Below are 18,653 nucleotides of genomic sequence, written 5' to 3' on the forward strand. Positions count from 1 at the left end.
TAAACATATGTTTATAGATAAGGCGAAAATTTTCGTAAAGTCAGGTAATGGTGGAGACGGTGCTATTACATTCAGAAGAGAAAAGTATGTTCCATTAGGAGGACCTGATGGTGGAGATGGCGGAAAAGGCGGAAGCATCATATTTAAAGTAGATACTGGAATTACTACATTATTAGATTTCAAGTATAAAAAGAAATTTATTGCTGAATGCGGTGGTAACGGTAGCGGATCAAAGTGCTATGGTAAAGATGGGGCTGATCTTGTGATAAATGTTCCGATGGGAACAATCATAAGAGAAGCTGAAAGTAATAAAGTAATAGCTGACCTTTCACATAAAGATGAAGAGTTAGTATTACTTAAAGGTGGTAAAGGTGGTAAAGGAAATACTAAATTTGCTACAGCTACTAAACAAGCACCACATTATGCAGAGCCAGGAATGCCTGGGGCAGAATTAAACTTAGTTTTAGAATTGAAATTACTTGCTGATGTTGGATTGTTAGGGTTTCCTAATGTAGGTAAATCAACATTGTTATCAATGACAACTAAAGCTAAACCAAAGATAGCTAACTATCATTTTACAACATTAAAACCAAACCTAGGTGTTGTTGCAGTAGAAGGAATTGAACCGTTTGTTATGGCTGATATTCCAGGAATTATTGAAGGTGCTGCAGAAGGTGTCGGTCTTGGAATACAATTCTTAAGACATATTGAAAGAACTAGACTTCTAATACACATAGTTGATATATCAGGTGTTGAAGGCAGAGATGCTTTTGAAGATTTCGTAAAGATTAATGAAGAGTTAAAGAAATATTCAGTTAAGCTATGGGATAGACCACAAATAGTAGTAGCTAATAAGACTGATATGTTATATGATGACTCTGTGTATGAAGATTTTAAAAAGAAGGTTGAAGAATTAGGATATACTAAAGTGTTTAAAATGTCAGCAGCTACAAATGACGGTGTTGATGTTGTAATGAAGGAAGCAGCAAGAATGCTTAAGGATATTCCAATTAAGGAATTAGAAATTTCAGAAGATGAAATGTATATTCCAGAAGAAAAGAAATTCACATATGAAATATCTATTGAACCAAATGATGAAGGTACTAACACATATGTTGTTGAAGGAACATTTGTGGATAGATTATTACATGCTGTTAATGTACATGATGCAGATTCATTAAGATACTTCCATAAAGTTCTTAGAAATAAAGGTATCTTTGATGAATTAAGAGAAATGGGCATTAAAGATGGTGACTTTGTAAGATTAAATGACTTTGAATTTGAATATATACTTTAGGCAATTCAGAATTCACAATGCACAGTTCACAATTATAGCTTTTAATTGTGAATTGTTTGCATTGATGTCATAAATGGTATGAATTTTGAATTATGAAGTGTAAAATGAGGAGATGAAAATATGATAACAAGCAAGCAAAGAGCTTATTTAAGAAGTTTAGCTAATGATATACAGCCAATATTCCAAGTTGGGAAAAATGGTATAGAAGAAAACTTTATAAAACAAGTTAAAGAGGCTTTAGAAGCAAGAGAATTAATAAAAATTAAAGTTTTAGAAAATAGCGGACTAGATACAAGAGAAGCTTCAGATGAAATTTGCAGATTAGTTAATTGCGAAGGAATTCAAGCGACAGGAAGAAAAATGGTTTTATATAAACAATCTAGTGACGTGAAAAAGAGAAAGATTGAATTACCTAAGAAATAATGGATGTAGAACTAAAGTTTAGTGAATAACAACTGAAATAAAGCTCTCAAATTGGAATGCAAGTCTACGACCAATATGAGAGCTTTATTTCTTTGTTTGATCTAAACTCAAAGTTTCAGTATTATTGGTGTTGCACATAAATACATTTTTAAATTAAGGAATAGTTGTTTAAGCAAGCTAATATTTTATAATTTTTAAGAAAGCAACAATATATTGATATATAGAATATTCTAAAAAGCATAAAATATAATTAACAAAGTTGAGTAACTATGATTTTAGAGAAAACAAAGAAATTCAATATATGAATAGGCTTAGTATTGTATTAAAATTTGAACTTTTAAATTCTTTGGCAGAGGATGTTCAAAAATTGTTTGTCCAAAACTTGTTTTTTTGGAGCAAACATTTTTGGGTGCATCCTCTGCCATTAGAATTTTTAGTTCGAATTTTTCTACAATCGAGCCTATCATATATTGAATTTCGGTTATTTCCAACTAAACTTTGATTCTACTCAATTTATTTTATTAATTTATAAATGAGTTTATAAAAAATTAAGATTAACGTTATTAAGAATCTATTTACTAATGATATAATAATATAGAAATAATTTTATTATATTATTTGAGCTAATTAGAGAAGCTATAATTATAGTATGAAATTATAAAAAGCTTATGGCGCTTAGGAGTGAAACTATGAAGATAGGAATAATAGGCGGAACTTTTGATCCAATTCATAATGCACATTTATATATAGCTTATGAAGCAAAAGAACAATTAAATTTAGATAAGGTTATTTTTATGCCAGCAGGAATTCAACCATTAAAAACAGATAAAAAAATAACGGAATCAAAAGATAGATATGAAATGGTTAAAGAAGCTATAAGAAATTATGATAGCTTTGAAGTTTCAGATTATGAAATAAATAAAGGTGGATTGAGTTTTACTTATGAAACATTAGAACATTATAATAATTCAAAAGAGAGTAAGGATGAGGAATTATTTTTTATAACAGGTGCTGACTGTTTAATGAATATAGAAAAATGGAGAGAGGTAGAAAAAATATTATCATTAAGCAATATGGTCGTTTTTATGCGTGGCGGAACAGATGTGGAGAGGCTATTAGCTCAAAAGAAATATATTGAAGAGAAATATAATGCTTCTATAATATTTTTAGCGCTTAAAGAGCTAGAAATATCATCAACAGATATAAGGAATAGGGTTAATGAAGGAAAGAAAATAGATTTTTTTGTGCCTGAGAGCGTAAAAAATTATATATATGCAAAAGGATTATATAAAAAATAAAAAAGTAATAGTGAATTTTTTGATTGTTAGAAAGGATGGAGGGATATTTTATGTTATCAAGAGATGAAATAAAAGAGTATTTAAAAAATAATTTACAAGAAGAGAGATATAATCATGTTCTAGGAGTTGCAGAAACTGCTAAGAAATTAGCAGGATTAAATAATGTAGATGAAGATATAGCAGAGCTTGCAGGTTTTGCACATGATGTTGCTAAAAATATGCAAATAGATGAAATGAAGAAGATAATGGATGAAAATAATATTATTCTTTCAGAAGTTGAAGAGATAAATAAGAGCCTATGGCATAGTATAATTGCACCAATTGTAGCTAAAGAAAAACTAGGTATTGAAGATGAGGAGATACTTTCTTCTTTAAGATGGCATACAACAGGAAAAGAAGATATGACAACACTAGAAAAAATAATATATATAGCAGATATGATTGAACCAACAAGAGATTTTGATGGATTAGAGGAACTAAGAAATATAACATTTAATAATTTGGATGATGGAGTTTTAGCAGGTCTTACTCACACAATGAAATTTCTTTTAAGTAAAAATTCATTGATGGATGAAAATACAGTTAAGGCACGAAATTATTTATTAATTCATAATGGTAAATAAGAGATAGCTATTGAATAGTAAAAGAAAGGGAAAAATATTTAAGATAGATCTTTCTTAGATAGAGGTGAATTCTGGTTATGGGGAGAAAGAAAAATCAAAAAAAAGAAGATAGCACTTTTTCAAGATTAGAAAAGATTTGTTTAAGATGTATATCTTTAATTTTAGCATTAGTTGTATTTTCACTATTATCAGCAGTAATTGCATTGTTTAAAATATCAAATAACTCAATGCCAGATGGAGAGAGCCCAGGCTTTGGAGAATCATTAAATATATTGTTAATGGGCGTTGATATAGGTGATGTTAATCAGGTTGAAAATGAATCAATAAAAAGAACTGATACTCTTATGATTTTAAATTATAATCCTACAACTAAAAATGTTAATTTAGTATCTATACCAAGAGATACTCTTATAAATATTAATGGATCTAATTATAAAATTAATGCAGCTTATGCCTTAGGTGGATATTCAAGATTAGAGACTGAAGTAGAAAACTTACTAGATATAAATATAAATTACCTAGTAAGAATAGATTATAATGCATTTAGAGAATTTATAGATGCCATTGGCGGAGTTGAAATGACAATTGAAAATAACATGTACTATGACGATGAAGGTCAAAATTTACATATTAATTTCAAGGCTGGTGAAACTGTAAAATTAGATGGTAAAAAGGCTGAGGAATTTTTTAGATGGAGAAAAAATAATGATGGGACAGGACTTGCTACTGGTGATTTAGGAAGAATAGAAAATCAACAAAAGTTTATTGCGAAGGTAGTTAAAAAATGCAAAAATCCATTTATAATATTTAGGATACCTAGCATATTAAATGCATTTGCAGATAATATTGAAACTAATATACCAGCATACAAGGTTGTTGGATATGGATTGAAATTCTTAATTCATAGCTCAAATATGAATATGTCAACTATAACCGGTGATTTAAAAATGATTGGTGGTCAATCCTATGTTGTCTTTAATAAATCTTATAATTCAGATATAATAAATTCATTGGGTGAAAATGCTAGCCCCTCTGAAAAGTCAGAAGTAAATTATGATGCAAGAATAAAAGTTTTAAATGGAACAAATATTAATGGATTGGCAGGGAAAGTAAAAGAGAAATTAGTAGCTAATGGTTATACTAATATTGATGTTGATAACACTATAGAAACAGAAAAAAGTGTAATATTAAGTAATGATAGTTCAATTGCAAAGAAAATAAAAAAAGTAGTAGATGTAAGTAAGATTGATGAAAAAGAAGATAAGGTTGAATATAGTGATTATGATGTTATTATAATTATAGGTAATAATTATGATGATAAATTTTAAAGGAGTACTTTAGGATGAGTATTTTAGAAAAAAAAGTTGAAGATGTGGTTGAAGGTACTAAGCTTAGAGAATACTTAAAACGTGAAATGGGTATTTCAACAAGATTAATAAGAAGCGCTTCAATACAAAAAAGGATATTTATTAATAATGAAGTAGTTAAAATGAACCGTGTAATAAAAAATGGTGAAATCATTAAAATAGATTTAGAAAAGGAAGAAAGTCAGAATATTGCACCAGAAAAAATAGACATTGACATAGTCTATGAAGATGAAGATATTTTAGTAGTAAATAAGAAACCATTTATGGTTGTTCACCCAACTAAAACATATCAAAGCGGAACTTTAGCAAATGGTGTTATAAATTATTTTATGGAAAGCAATCAAAATTGCATTGTAAGATTGGTTTCAAGATTAGATATGAATACATCTGGACTTATTATAATAGCTAAAAATCAATTTTCTCATGGAATGCTCTCAAAAGCTATGAGCGAAAATAAAGTTGAAAAGAGATATTTGGCTATAGTACATGGGATTTTCAAAGAAAAACAAGGAACTATAGATAAGCCAATATATAGACCAGAAGGAATTGAAAATGGTACTAGAAGAGTAGTGGATGAAAGAGGTCAAAGAAGCATAACACATTATAAAGTTGTTGAAGAATTTAGTGATTCAAGTTTAGTTGAATGTAAACTTGAAACAGGAAGAACACATCAGATAAGAGTTCATTTAAGTTATTTAGGGCATCCTATATATGGTGATGTTTTATATGGAGATGGAGATAATGAGGGAGATTTGATTGAAAGACAGGCACTTCATGCTTATGGACTTGATTTTAAATCACCAAGAACAGAAAAAGAACTTTCGTTAAGAGCTGATCTTCCTGATGATATGAAGGGGCTTATAGATAAATTAAAATAAATATCACAATAATAAAAAATCTGCTTTCATTAAACTAAGATTTTAATTTGGTTTAGTGATAGCAGATTTTTTGGTTATAGATTATATAAAGTTTTTGCTTAAATTATGTTTATGAAATTTAAAGATAGAAGTTTGAAGAATATGGAAAATTAAAGATAATATTAAAAACAACGATAAGTTAGAAATGTCATGATTGGATCGAATAAAATGAGTGAAGAAGAAATAAAAGCAAGTGGATGGGATAGTATAACAGAAACTTTTGAAAGAATATATCCAGATCAAAAGGATCCGCTTCATTTTGGAACATTGATAAAGTGGAGGCTTGGGGGATCAGACCTCTAGATGGGATAAGTATTTATGATGCTGGAGAGTATTATCATTTTGTAACTTATGGACTTTCAGAGTTATATGAAAAGGAGTGTGAAGATAAAGAATATAGTGGATATGGGTTTGAATTTACATTAAAATTGAAAAAAATCCTGGTATTGATGATAATGAGTTAAAATGTGTTGCAGGAATTTTGCAGACATTAGCAAGAATGACTTTTGAAAATGGAGAAATATTTAGGACATATGAATATATTTACACTGGTCAGGAAACAGGAATGGATTCTAAAGGTATATCTAAAATTACAGGATTTATAACTATACCAGATAAGCCGGCTGGGGTAATAGATACACCAAATGGACAAGTAGAGTTTGTTCAGCTTGTTGGAATGACTGATAAAGAACTTAAAATGCTATTAAATAAAAAGAGAAGTGATGTACAAGAACTGTCAGAGAAGCTGCAAATAGAACTTACAGATTATTCAAGGGATCATTTGATATAAATTATTTATAATATGTATGTTGCACTAATGTTTTTTATAAAAATACAGCTATATAGTCTGACGTACGGGCTCGTGAAGTACCTAAAGTAACTATTAGTGATAAGATATGGACACTTTTAAGAGGAGCAAGTAAAGGAAGTAGGTATGGCTTGCGGACCACTTCAAGAGCCTTAAGATATAAGGCAGGTGCATGGCCATTATAGGACTGAGGAAATACCACCAGCTTAGCTGGTGGATTTTTATTGCAAAAAACTGAGAACTAATTATTTAGTGTGACAACCCATTTTATTACTTTAAGGTGAAAATAATTTCAATAAAGATTTTAGTTTGAATTATTAAAATCATATTTTGTGAAAATAATTTCATATAAAAAATTATTTTAGTAAGCTAAATCTAAACAGTTCAAAAATATTTACTTGAAAACGTTGTGAGTATATACTAAGAGCTGTAAACGGGAGGTGTTTTTTAATGAATAAAAAAATAGTAGCAATTACTGCATGTGCAGCAGGTATTGCACACACGTATATGGCAGCAGAAAGTTTAACTAAAGCTGGCAATGAAAAAGGTTATAAAATAAAAGTAGAAACACAAGGCTCTATAGGGGCAGAAAATGTATTAACGGAAAAAGAAATAGAAGAAGCAGACGTAGTAATAGTAGCAGCAGATATAAGTATTGATTTAATGAGATTTACAGGTAAAAAAGTATTTGTTGCAAAATCAATCGATGCAATAAAAGATTCAGAAGGCTTAATAGAAAAAGCTCTTAAAGAGGGGCAAGTATTTGGAGCAAAAGGAACTAAAGTTGGAAAAGTTACTTTAGGAAAAACTGATAATAAGTTTGTAACTCATATAATGAGTGGTATATCGTATATGGTACCTATGGTAATATCAGCAGGTTTACTTTTAGCAGTAGCAAATATATTTGCATTCCAAAAAAATGATTTAGGACAAATAATAAATTGGGGATTTGATACATCTACTCAATTAGGATACTTTATGTCAAAACTTTTTGCAGTTGGGCAAGTTGGATTTAAACTTATGATTCCACTTTTTGCGGGATTTGTTGCTAATTCAATAGCAGACAAACCAGCTATTGCACCAGCTATGATAGGTGCTTATTTAGCAAATGACCCAGAGTTTTTAGGAACTCAAACAGGTGGAGGGTTCTTATCAGCAATATTAGTTGCATTTATAGTTGGATATTTTGTTAAGGGATTAAAGAAAATAAAGTGGCCAAAAATTTTACAACCTTTATTAGCAATTATGATAATACCTTTAATAGCTACTTTTGTAATAACTGTAATTGTACTTTATATGATAGGTGGACCTATAGCAGGTCTTATGGACTGGTTATATAATAGCCTAACTTACTTAAATGATACTTATTCAAGTGCAACATTTATAGTTGGAGCAGTTATTGGAGCTATGATAGGATTCGACTTTGGAGGACCTGTTAATAAAACAGCTCTTATATTTGGAACAGCAGTATTTACAGATACTGTAGCTAAATTTGGAATCCAAAATGCTAACTTCGTACCAGGAACAGCAGCTCAAGCGGCAATATCAGTAGCGCCACTTGGAATATGGCTTGCATCAGTATTATTTAAAAATAAGTTTACTAAAGAAGAAAAAATATCAGCAAGTTCAGCTTTTGGTATGGGTATAGTAGGAGTTACAGAAGGGGCAATACCTTTTGCCGCATCTAATCCAGTTCAAATGATTACAGCATCAGTTGCAGGTTCAGCAATAGCTGGAGGTCTTGTAGGTTTAACTGGATGTAAGTTCTACGGAGGTATAGGTTCTCCTCTTGGAACTTTTATAGGATATATAGAACAACCTATTCCATTTGTAACATGGATTTTATGTACCCTTGCAGGTATTTTAGTTACAGCATTAATAATCGGATTTTGGAGAAAACCAGTACCAGAAAATAAAATGGATGATGAATTACAATATGAAACTGATAAAAATATTGAAGTAAATATAACAGAGGTTATAGATGAAAAGAATTTTATAAATAGAGATGTATTTGATCAAACTCACATATATGTAGATGAAAATTCAAAAACTCAAGATGAAGCTTATAAGTTTATAGCTAAAATAGCTAAAAAACATGGATATGTTAAAAGTGAAGAAGAATATTATAAAGGATTATGGAAAAGAGAAGAAGAAGCAACAACAGGTTTTAATGATGGAATAGCAATTCCACATAGTAAAAATAGTACAGTAATAAAACCAGGAGTGTTTTTAATAAAATTCAAAAACGGAATAGAGTGGAATTCATTAGATGGAAAAGATATAAAAACAGCATTTGCACTTACAATACCAGAAGATGGTGCAGAAAATCACTTGAAAATATTAAGTGCAATAGCAACAGAGCTAATTGATGATGACTTTAGAAATAATATTGTAAATGAGACTGATAAAGATAAATTATACAATTTAGTATCACAAATAAAGCTTTAATTAATAAAAATCCACTAAAAGTATAACTTTTGGTGGATTTTTAAAAATAGTTTTTAAGGAGAAGTAGTTATGAAAAAGGTACACGTATACTCGCATACACATTGGGATTATGAGTGGTATTTCACAGCAAATGAATCAATAATACAACTTATATATCACATGGATGAAGTAATGGATGCATTAGAAGAAGGATTAGTTGATAATTATTTACTAGATGGACAAATGATCCTATTAGAAGAGTATTTAAGGTTTTCACCTAGTAATTTTGATAGGGTTAAAAAATTAGTAGAAGAAAAAAAACTTATATTAGGTCCTTGGTATACACAAACAGATGAGCTTATTATAGATGGTGAATCAATAGTTAGAAACTTATTTTATGGAATAAAAGCAGCTGAAAAGTTTGGAGAATATATGAAGGTTGCTTACCTTCCAGATTCCTTCGGACAAACTAAGGATTTACCTAAAATAATGAATGGCTTTGATATAAAAAGAAGCATATTTTGGAGAGGTGTATCTAAAGATAATTGCAAAAATAGAGAATTTTTATGGAAAGGAGAAGATGGAAGTTCTTTATTGGTTTATAATATAAAAAATGGGTACTTTTATGGAGGGAATTTAATCTATAGTGATGATGTTGAAACAGTTGAAAACACTATATTGGATGGAAGTTCAAAAGAAAATATTTTACTTCCAGTAGGTGGTGACCAAAGATACGTTGATTTCAATATAAAAGAAAGAATAGATTTTTATAAAAATAAAAGCAAACATGATTTAGAATATGTTGAAAGTTCATGCGAAAAGTTTTTTGATGAATTAGAGAGAGAAGGTAACTTTGAAGAAGTTTTAGGAGAGTTTGTAAACCCTTCAAATTCAAAAATTCACAGATCTATCTACTCATCTAGATATGATCATAAATATTTAAATGATAAAGTTGAAAGAATGCTAATTTACAAATTAGAACCTCTTATGGTAATAGCAGAAAACTTAGGGTTAGATCCTAAGATAGAAATGATAGAAGCCATATGGAAGAGGCTTCTAATGAATCATGCACACGATAGTGCATGTGGATGCAACAGTGATAAAACTAATAGAAGTATATTAAATAGATTAATAGAGGCTGATGAATTAGCGTATTCAGCCCATGATTATATAATAAGAAAAATCAGTGAATCTTTAAAAGGTAAAAAAGAAAATGATTTGATTTTAATAAATACATTACCTAAAAAAAGAAAAGTGAATTCAGAAATTACTTTAAGCACAAAATTTAAAGAGTTTAAGATAGTAGATAAAAATGGCAATTTAGTAGACTATCAAATTTTAGATACTAAAAAAGAGTATAGCGGAAGCATAAAAAAAGATGAAAAAGATTATGATGAAAATCTTTATTATTATATATCCAAAATCTCCGTAAATGAAGAGATAGAAGGACTTGGAATTAAAAGATTTCAGGTAGTTAAAGATGAAAATTTAGAAGTTAAAGAAATTGAAATATTAAATTCTAATGAAATAGAAGATGATCTATTTAAAGTATCTTTAATGGAAGGAAAAATAAATATATTTGATAAAAAAAGAAATGTTATTCTGGAGGATTGTGTTTATATAGAGGATTCAGGAGATGATGGGGATACTTACGATTATTCACCACCAGAAAAGGATTTTTTACTTAAATTTAGATTTGAAAATTCTAAAGTATCAGCAATAAAAGGAAATATATATAATGAATTAAAAATAGAAGGAAAATTAGAAATCCCAAAGGATTTAAATAGTAGAGAAGATAAAACTTTGGATACATCTATAGACTATGAATTAAAAATATCCTTAAATAACAGTAAAAATATAGAGTTTCATTTAGAAATTGATAATAAAGCAAATGACCATAGAATGAGAATAGTTATAGATACAGGTCTAAGAAGCAAATATAGCATAGCTGATACTGCTTTTGGAGTTATAGAAAGAGATAATAAACCAGAGCATTTAGATGATTGGAGAGAACTTTTATGGAAAGAAGAACCTTCACCAATATATCCAATGCTACATTTTGTAGGACTTAAAGATGAAAAGTATAATGCTTATATTTTTAATAAAGGAATAAAGGAATATGAAGTTTTAGATGATTCCCAAATAGCTTTAACGCTTTTTAGAAGTGTGGGTTATCTTGGAAAACCAGATTTAATAAGAAGACCTGGAGTTGCATCTGGAAATGAATTTAAATATATAAAAACACCAGATAGTCAGTTAATCAAAAGGATGAAGTTTAAATTTGCCTTATACTTAGGCAAAATAATAGATTTAAATGAAGTTAGTGAAAGATGGAAAGATTACGCTATAAAAGTTTCAGACTATCAAGTTCAAGAAATAAATAGATTTACTAATACTTTAAAGTATTTTGTTATGCATCCTTTAAGAGAAGAAATAAATTTTATGGATAATTTAATAGATGTAAGTAATATGAAGAATATAAGAATTACATCAATTGCACCTATAGATAAGAGATCATATTTTATAAGATTCGTAAATAATGGTGAAGAAATTGCAGATTCAGGTGAAATTTTTATAGGTAATTGCAAAAATTATCAATGGATAAACATGAATAACAAAGGTAAATTTAATAAAATTGAAAATGAAGGATATATAAACCTTGGAAGCTTTAGAAAAGGTGAAATAAAAACTTTAAAGATTAATTTTTAATTTAGATAGGAGCTGGAGTGAGAAGTGAATAAAGAGATAATTTTAAGAATAACACATTCAAAAATGGATTTTACTTATGTTGAGGAAAAAATAGCAGAATATTTTTTAGGAAATAATCCTATTTTATCAACAAATGAATTATCAAAGAAGTTATGCGTATCCCCAGCTTCTATAACTAGATTTTGTAAGAAGATAGGACTTAGTAATTTTAAGGAGCTTAATTATTTATATAGTGAGCATTTAAAAGATTTGGATAAACTTAGCATATCAAATATAGCAACAGATTTGCATTCATCTTATATTAAGATATTTAGCTATATAGATAATAACTTTGAAAATGAAAAAATAGATGAGATATGTAAGCATATTTATGAAAATAGATTTATGCATATATTTGCTCTTGGACTTAGTGCAACAGCAGCTCAAGACTTTAAATTTAGGTTTTCAAGAACAGGTAAGCTTATAGAAGTAATATATGATAAGGACGCCATTGCAATGACTTGTGAACTTTTAAAAGAAGGTGATTTAGTATTTATTTTTTCTCTTAGAGGAAATAAAACTTTAGAAAGATATGCAGAAAGTCTTAAAGAAAAAGGTGTAACTATCATATCTATAACAGGAAATAAAAACTCTAAGTTAGTAAAATTATCTGATGTTTATTTGCTTACAGCAAATCTAGAAGGAGAAGAATCAACAGGTATGATGTCTGCTCAGATTCCAATCCTTATACAAATAGATTTGATTTATTATTACTATGTTAGAAGATATAGCGATGTATTAGACCAATGGATTTCAACAGAAAAAGTTTTTGTAGAAAAAAGGGGAGATAGGCATGATTAAATTTCCAGAGAATTTTTATTTTGGAAGTGCAGCTTCAGCAACTCAAACTGAAGGAGCTAGTAATGTAGATGGGAAAGGGAAAAATATTTGGGATTATTGGTATGAGACTGAAAGTTTTAGATTTCATAACAACATAGGACCAGATGTCGCATCTACTTTTTATAAAAATTATGTGAATGATGTAAAATTATTAAAAGAGACAGGTCATAATTCATTTAGATTATCTATAAGCTGGTCAAGAATGTTTAAAAATGGGTTTGGAGACGTTAATGAAAAAGCAGTTGAATTTTATAATAATGTTATAGATGAAATGATTAAAAATGGAGTAGAACCCTTTGTAAACTTATTTCATTTTGATATGCCTTATGAATTGCAAAAAATAGGCGGATGGGAAAATAGGTTAGTAGTTGAGTATTATGCAAAATATGCTAAAACTTGTTTTGAGTTATTTGGAGATAGAGTTAAACACTGGTTTACTTTTAATGAGCCTATGGTTCACGTAGAGTGTGGATATTATTTAGGATATCAGTATCCATATAAAGTAGATCCTAAAGCTGCTGTTTTAGTTGCATATCATACAGCACTTGCAAGTGCCTTAGCTGTAAAGGAATATAAAAATCTAAATGGTGATGGAAAGATAGGTATAATAATAAACCTTTCTCCATGCTACCCAAGAAGTGAATATAAAAGTGATTTAAAAGCAGCTTATATTGCTGATTTATTCTGCAATAAAAGTTTCTTAGACCCAGCTGTAAAAGGAGAATTTACTAAAGATTTAGTAGATATAATTAAAAAACATAACTTGATGCCGGAAATAGATTTAGAAGATTTAAAGGACATAAAAGAAAATACTATAAACTTTTTAGGTGTAAATTATTATCAGCCTAGAAGAGTTTGTGCAAAAGCAAATCTTCCAAATCCAGAAGCTCCGTTTATGCCAGAATATTATTATGACAACTATGAAATGCCTGGAAAAAAGATGAATCCATATAGAGGTTGGGAAATCTATGAAAAAGGTATATATGATATAGCTATAAACATAAGAGATAATTATGGAAATATAGAATGGATGATAACTGAAAATGGAATGGGAGTTGAAGGAGAAGAGAGGTTTAAAGTGGATGGAGAAATTCAAGATGATTATAGAATAGAATTTTATAAAGATCATTTAACTTGGCTTCATAAAGCTATTAGTGAAGGCGCAAACTGTGTAGGGTATCACGTTTGGACATTTATAGATAATTGGTCTTGGCTAAATGCTTATAAGAATAGATATGGATTAGTATCATTAGATTTAGACACTCAAAAAAGAACTATAAAAAAGAGTGGAAAGTGGTTTAAACAGCTTTCAGAAAATAAAGGATTTTAGGAGGTAGTTTATTATGTACGCTTGTATAGATATAGGAGGAACTGCTATAAAAGTGGCCGTATCTGATAAATTAGGCAATTTAAAATCAAAATCAAAACTTAAAGTAAAAGATAATTTTGAAGAGCTTTCAAATGATGTAGCAAACTGGATAAAAGATATGAAAAAAGAATATGAAATAGAAGGTTTAGCAATAAGTTCTCCAGGTGCAGTAGATTCAAAAAGTGGAATAGTAGGAGGTGATAGTGCTGTCAAATGCATTCACGGACCTAATCTTAAAGAAATATTTAAAGAAAAAACAGGGTTAAATGTCTCTATAGAAAATGATGCAAACTGTGCGGCTTTAGCTGAAGTTTTTTCGGGTAATGCTAGAGGGGCAAAAGATATGATGTTCTTAGTTTGTGGAACAGGTATTGGAGGCGCTATAGTTAAAGATGGCAAGATTCATAAAGGAAAACATTTATATGGAGGAGAATTCGGGTGCATGATTATGGAAGAAGAAGACGGAAAGTATAGAAACTTTAGTGAGTGCGCATCTACCATGTCTTTTGTAAGAAAGGTTAGAAAACATTATAAAGATGATTCTTATGATGGGGAGAGAATATTTAAGGAAGCTAGTGAGGGAAATGAAATATGTATAGATGCTATAAATACTTTTTATAAAAATTTAGCTAAAGGAATATTTAATTTGCAACACATATATGATCCAGAGATAATTCTTATAGGAGGTGGAATCAGCAGTAGAGAAGGGTTTGTTGAAAGGATTAATAGTGAAATCAAAGAAATAAGAGAAAGTATAGATATAAAAACTATAGAGCCTAAATTAGACATATGCGTTCATAAAAATGATTCTAATCTTATAGGAGCTCTTGCAAATTACTTAAATGAATATAATTAATTTATTAAAGAATAGTATATTTATTCTGATATACGGGCAGTTATTGATTACTTCTGAGCATATTTCTTTTGAAAAACCTTGTCACCAGAATTCTTCCTTTAAATATAGTCCTATTTCATAGATATTACTATCTATGAAATAGGACGTATCCAATAGCAGCCAACAAATTCATTTGTTTCTAATAAATAATCAATTGCTTAAATACTGTTTAGCTAAATTTAGAAATTCCCTCAAAGCAGGTGAAATCCATTTATCTTTATGATATATAACTTGTGAAATTATATTAAAATCTGGTCCAGCCCAATTTATAGGAATTAACCTTCCAGATTCAATTTCGTCTGTTACAGCAACCTTAGGTAAAAGAGAAATGCCAAGACCACTCATTGTGAATTGCTTAATAGCCTGCACACTGCCTGTCTCTAAAGCTACATTTGGAGTTATATGTGAATCTCTTAAAATATTTTCAAAAGCAGCACGATAACTGCATCCAGTATCAGTTAATATTAGAGATTCATTTGAAATATCTTTAGGAAAAACCTTCTCTTTTTTTAATAGAGGATGTCCAGGATATGCAAGAATAAGCATTTTTTCTGGAAGTTCTATTTCTGAAATAAACTCAGTTGAATCTATTTTTACGCCAAGAGAAAAAGCTACATCTACAATATTGTTGCTTAAGAAGTGCCTAAAATCAGCACAACTTCCAAATTTAATTGAAACATCAACATCCGGATAGAGTTCTCGATATTTTTTTAAAATTTCAGGAAGTCTTAAAACACATAGTGATTCTGCTGCACCAATAGTTAACGTTCCAGTTGGCTTGTCTGCGGTTGTTATACTTGATTTTATATCATCAGATAATTTAAGCATTTGTTTTGCATAAGGAATTAATTTTCTTCCTTCGTGAGTTAAAGTTACATTTTTTCCTATTCGTTCGAAAAGTTTAACTTCAAGTTCATTTTCAAGTGATTTAATCTGAGTAGTAATGCTTGACTGAGCATAGCCTAATTCCTGAGCTGCTTTTGTAAAGCTTTGAAGTCGTCCTATAGTTAAGAAGGCATTAAGTTGTTTAAAATCCATAAATTCACCTCCATCAAAATAATTGATTATGATAATAGAAATTATCAATTTTACTAATAGATAAATACATGATATCATATATTTAACAAATAAGTAAGGTCTTGAAGATTTAGGTTAGATAAATAATTCTAACTATAGGTAAATGCTTAATATAAGCATCATAAGTTATAACAGAGACTTTATATTAAAATTATCTAGAGGTGAGTTTATGTCAAATAAGTTAAGAGCAGGGATAGTAGGGGCAACTGGTATGGTTGGACAAAGATTTGCATGTCTTTTGGAAAATCATCCATGGTTTGAAGTAACTGTACTTGCAGCAAGTAAAAGATCAGCAGGAAAATCTTATAAAGAAGCTGTAGGAGATAAGTGGAAGATGGATGAGCCAATGCCTAAAAAATATGAGGACATGGTAGTAATGGATTCAGATGATATTGATGCAATTGGTGGAAAAGTAGATTTTGTATTCTGTGCAGTATCATTAAATAAAGAAGATACAAAAAAATTAGAAGAAAAATATGCAAAGAATGAAATACCAGTTGTTTCAAACAACTCAGCACATAGGCATACAGACGATGTTCCAATGATTATTCCAGAAATAAATGGAGAGCATGTTAAAATAATAGAAGCTCAAAGAAAGAGACTTGGAACAAAGAGAGGATTTATTGCAGTTAAGCCAAACTGTTCAATTCAAAGCTATGTTCCAGCATTAAATGCACTAAAAGAATTTGGACTTGAAAAAGTTGTAGTAAGCACTTATCAAGCAATATCAGGTGCTGGTAAAACATTTAATGACTGGCCAGAAATGATTGATAATGTTATTCCATACATTGGTGGAGAAGAAGAAAAGAGCGAAATTGAACCACTTAAAATCTGGGGTAAAATTGAAGGAGACAAGATTGTTGATGCAAAATCACCAGTTATAAGTGCACAATGTGTAAGAGTTGCAGTTGCAAATGGACACTTGGCAACAATTTCAGTTAAGTTTAAAAACAAACCAGCTAAAGAACAAATAATAGAGAAATGGAATAGTTATAAAGCTGATGATGTAGTATTAAGTCTTCCAAGCGCGCCAAAGCAATTTATAAGATATATGGAAGAACCAGACAGACCTCAAACTAATTTGGATAGAGATTATGAAGGCGGAATGGGAATTTCAATGGGTAGACTTAGAGAAGATGTGATTTTTGATTACAAATTTGTAGGACTTTCTCATAATACTTTAAGAGGTGCTGCAGGTGGAGCAGTATTGTCTGCTGAATATTTAAAAGCTACAGGATATTTGACTGCTAAATAGATGTTTAATATATAGAAATGTGCCTTTGGCTTAATAATTAGCCAAAGGCACATTTTTAATGTTTTCTTTTTCTTATTTTAAACTTCTTCTTAGAAAAATTAACGCCTACAAAGATTAATCCTAAACCAACAATAGCACCAGCTGCAATGCTTAATACAGGAAAATTCTTTTTTGACATTAGTGGAACATAATCAACTGATTCACCAGCAAGTAAATCAGTTGTAATAAACTCTTTTCCATTTACCGAAATAGTTCCTTTTAAAATAGGATCATTTTTATTAAAAGAACTCTTACTCAAATCTTTATTTTCAACGGTTATATTAGAACTTACATTGTTTTCTTCACCTTTTTTTACATAATAATTTATATCTTCAGGTGCAAGAAGGGGAATTTCTAAATTATCCTTTATCTTATATGTTGATACTTCTTGATTTTTTTTATATAAATTTACTAAAGAATAGTTATTGAAACCATAATCAAAAACAGTCTGCATATCATGGAAATTTTGATTTTTATCTAATGCATTTAGAAAAGATGCAACTAGAACATGTCCATCTTTCTCAGCAGCAGCTACATATGTATGATTAGCAACAGTTGTATATCCATTTTTTCCGCATGTAGCATATTGATAATAATATTTGGAATTTTTATTTATCATATGATTTTTATTGTTTACTATAATTTTTCTTTCAGGATTATTTTTCATTACAATCTCATAGTAAGGAACTTCTGAAATCTCCATAAAATCCTTATTTTTTATTGCTTCTCTTAGTATTAGAGCTAAATCATGAGGTGTGGTGACATGGCCTTTATCTGGAAGCCCACTTGGATTTTTAAATGTAGTATTTACAGCTCCTATTTCTTTGGCTCTTTTATTCATAAGTACTGAAAAATCTTCTATGCTACCAGAAATATGGATTGCTATTGCATTAGCGCAATCATTTCCAGACTCCATAAGTAAACCTAGAAGTAAATCCTTCATTGTTAGCTCATCACCAGTTAATAATCCGATGGCAGTACCATCAATAGAAGTAAAGTCTTGTGTGACTTTAACGGTTTCATCTAATTTACAACTTTCTAGTGCTATTAATGCTGTCATTACTTTTGTTGTAGAGGCTGGTTCAAAAGATTTATTTTCATTTTTCCCGAAAAGAACCTGGCCGGTTGAAGCATCAATAAGTATAGATCCTTCAGCATTAATATTAGGTTCTTCCACTGCATTTGCTTTTGCATTAGAGAATGAAAAGCAAACTAAAAACAGTAAAACCAATATCTTTACATACTTTTTCATTATTCTATTCTCCATAAA

General features: G+C 29.5%; 17 protein-coding genes. 15 read left to right on the forward strand and 2 right to left on the reverse strand.

The window, feature by feature from the left end:
• Positions 1-7: 7 nt before the first annotated feature.
• From obgE to BN2920_RS04560, 14 genes are all read left to right on the forward strand, one after another.
• A complete protein-coding gene (obgE, locus tag BN2920_RS04505; RefSeq protein ID WP_058294309.1) occupies positions 8-1,297 on the forward strand; it encodes a GTPase ObgE in 1,290 nt (429 codons plus the stop codon).
• A gap of 120 nt (positions 1,298-1,417) precedes the next feature.
• Complete coding sequence (gene yhbY, locus BN2920_RS04510) at positions 1,418-1,720, forward strand: ribosome assembly RNA-binding protein YhbY (RefSeq protein ID WP_058293833.1); 303 nt, start codon at positions 1,418-1,420, stop codon at positions 1,718-1,720.
• Positions 1,721-2,409: 689 nt separating this feature from the next.
• Positions 2,410-3,018: a nicotinate-nucleotide adenylyltransferase gene (gene nadD, locus BN2920_RS04515; RefSeq protein WP_058293834.1), complete on the forward strand. Its 609-nt coding sequence runs from the start codon at positions 2,410-2,412 to the stop codon at positions 3,016-3,018.
• 50 nt (positions 3,019-3,068) lie between these two features.
• Positions 3,069-3,641, forward strand: a complete 573-nt coding sequence (yqeK, locus tag BN2920_RS04520; RefSeq protein WP_058293835.1) for a bis(5'-nucleosyl)-tetraphosphatase (symmetrical) YqeK — start codon at positions 3,069-3,071, stop codon at positions 3,639-3,641.
• A 77-nt stretch (positions 3,642-3,718) separates the two neighbouring features.
• A complete protein-coding gene (locus tag BN2920_RS04525) occupies positions 3,719-4,969 on the forward strand; it encodes an LCP family protein (protein ID WP_058293836.1) in 1,251 nt (416 codons plus the stop codon).
• Positions 4,970-4,983: 14 nt separating this feature from the next.
• Positions 4,984-5,886: an RluA family pseudouridine synthase gene (locus tag BN2920_RS04530; RefSeq protein WP_058293837.1), complete on the forward strand. Its 903-nt coding sequence runs from the start codon at positions 4,984-4,986 to the stop codon at positions 5,884-5,886.
• Between the two features lie 189 nt (positions 5,887-6,075).
• A complete protein-coding gene (locus BN2920_RS21965) occupies positions 6,076-6,228 on the forward strand; it encodes a hypothetical protein (protein WP_242868297.1) in 153 nt (50 codons plus the stop codon).
• Positions 6,201-6,389 carry a suppressor of fused domain protein gene (locus tag BN2920_RS22245; protein ID WP_268259034.1) on the forward strand — a complete coding sequence of 63 codons (189 nt, stop codon included), beginning with the start codon at positions 6,201-6,203 and terminating at the stop codon, positions 6,387-6,389. Before BN2920_RS21965 ends, BN2920_RS22245 begins: the two co-directional genes overlap by 28 nt.
• 17 nt (positions 6,390-6,406) lie before the next feature.
• Positions 6,407-6,715, forward strand: coding sequence for a suppressor of fused domain protein (locus tag BN2920_RS22250; protein WP_268259035.1), 309 nt, complete (start codon positions 6,407-6,409; stop codon positions 6,713-6,715).
• Positions 6,716-7,183: 468 nt separating this feature from the next.
• A complete protein-coding gene (locus BN2920_RS04540; protein WP_058293838.1) occupies positions 7,184-9,181 on the forward strand; it encodes a fructose-specific PTS transporter subunit EIIC in 1,998 nt (665 codons plus the stop codon).
• Between the two features lie 69 nt (positions 9,182-9,250).
• Positions 9,251-11,869, forward strand: coding sequence for a glycoside hydrolase family 38 N-terminal domain-containing protein (locus BN2920_RS04545; RefSeq protein WP_058293839.1), 2,619 nt, complete (start codon positions 9,251-9,253; stop codon positions 11,867-11,869).
• 24 nt (positions 11,870-11,893) lie between these two features.
• The gene (locus tag BN2920_RS04550) at positions 11,894-12,709 is read left to right on the forward strand and encodes a MurR/RpiR family transcriptional regulator (protein ID WP_058293840.1); all 816 of its coding nucleotides are present in this window, start codon (positions 11,894-11,896) and stop codon (positions 12,707-12,709) included.
• Complete coding sequence (locus BN2920_RS04555) at positions 12,702-14,078, forward strand: glycoside hydrolase family 1 protein (RefSeq protein ID WP_058293841.1); 1,377 nt, start codon at positions 12,702-12,704, stop codon at positions 14,076-14,078. The genes BN2920_RS04550 and BN2920_RS04555 overlap by 8 nt, the downstream gene beginning before the upstream one ends.
• A 13-nt stretch (positions 14,079-14,091) precedes the next feature.
• Positions 14,092-14,973 (forward strand): ROK family protein, encoded by an 882-nt coding sequence (locus BN2920_RS04560; RefSeq protein ID WP_058293842.1) that lies wholly within the window; start codon positions 14,092-14,094, stop codon positions 14,971-14,973.
• Between the two features lie 189 nt (positions 14,974-15,162).
• Here the strand turns inward: BN2920_RS04560 and BN2920_RS04565 are convergent, their stop codons facing one another.
• Positions 15,163-16,050, reverse strand: coding sequence for a LysR family transcriptional regulator (locus BN2920_RS04565; RefSeq protein WP_058293843.1), 888 nt, complete (start codon positions 16,048-16,050; stop codon positions 15,163-15,165).
• A 208-nt stretch (positions 16,051-16,258) separates the two neighbouring features.
• On the opposite strand from BN2920_RS04565, the gene asd reads away from it, so the two are divergent.
• Positions 16,259-17,344, forward strand: a complete 1,086-nt coding sequence (asd, locus tag BN2920_RS04570; RefSeq protein ID WP_058293844.1) for an aspartate-semialdehyde dehydrogenase — start codon at positions 16,259-16,261, stop codon at positions 17,342-17,344.
• A gap of 55 nt (positions 17,345-17,399) precedes the next feature.
• Here asd and BN2920_RS04575 read toward each other — a convergent pair whose 3' ends face one another.
• Positions 17,400-18,635: a D-alanyl-D-alanine carboxypeptidase family protein gene (locus BN2920_RS04575; RefSeq protein ID WP_058293845.1), complete on the reverse strand. Its 1,236-nt coding sequence runs from the start codon at positions 18,633-18,635 to the stop codon at positions 17,400-17,402.
• Positions 18,636-18,653: the final 18 nt, after the last annotated feature.

Source organism: Clostridium neonatale (assembly GCF_001458595.1).
In the GTDB taxonomy this organism is placed as follows: domain Bacteria; phylum Bacillota; class Clostridia; order Clostridiales; family Clostridiaceae; genus Clostridium; species Clostridium neonatale.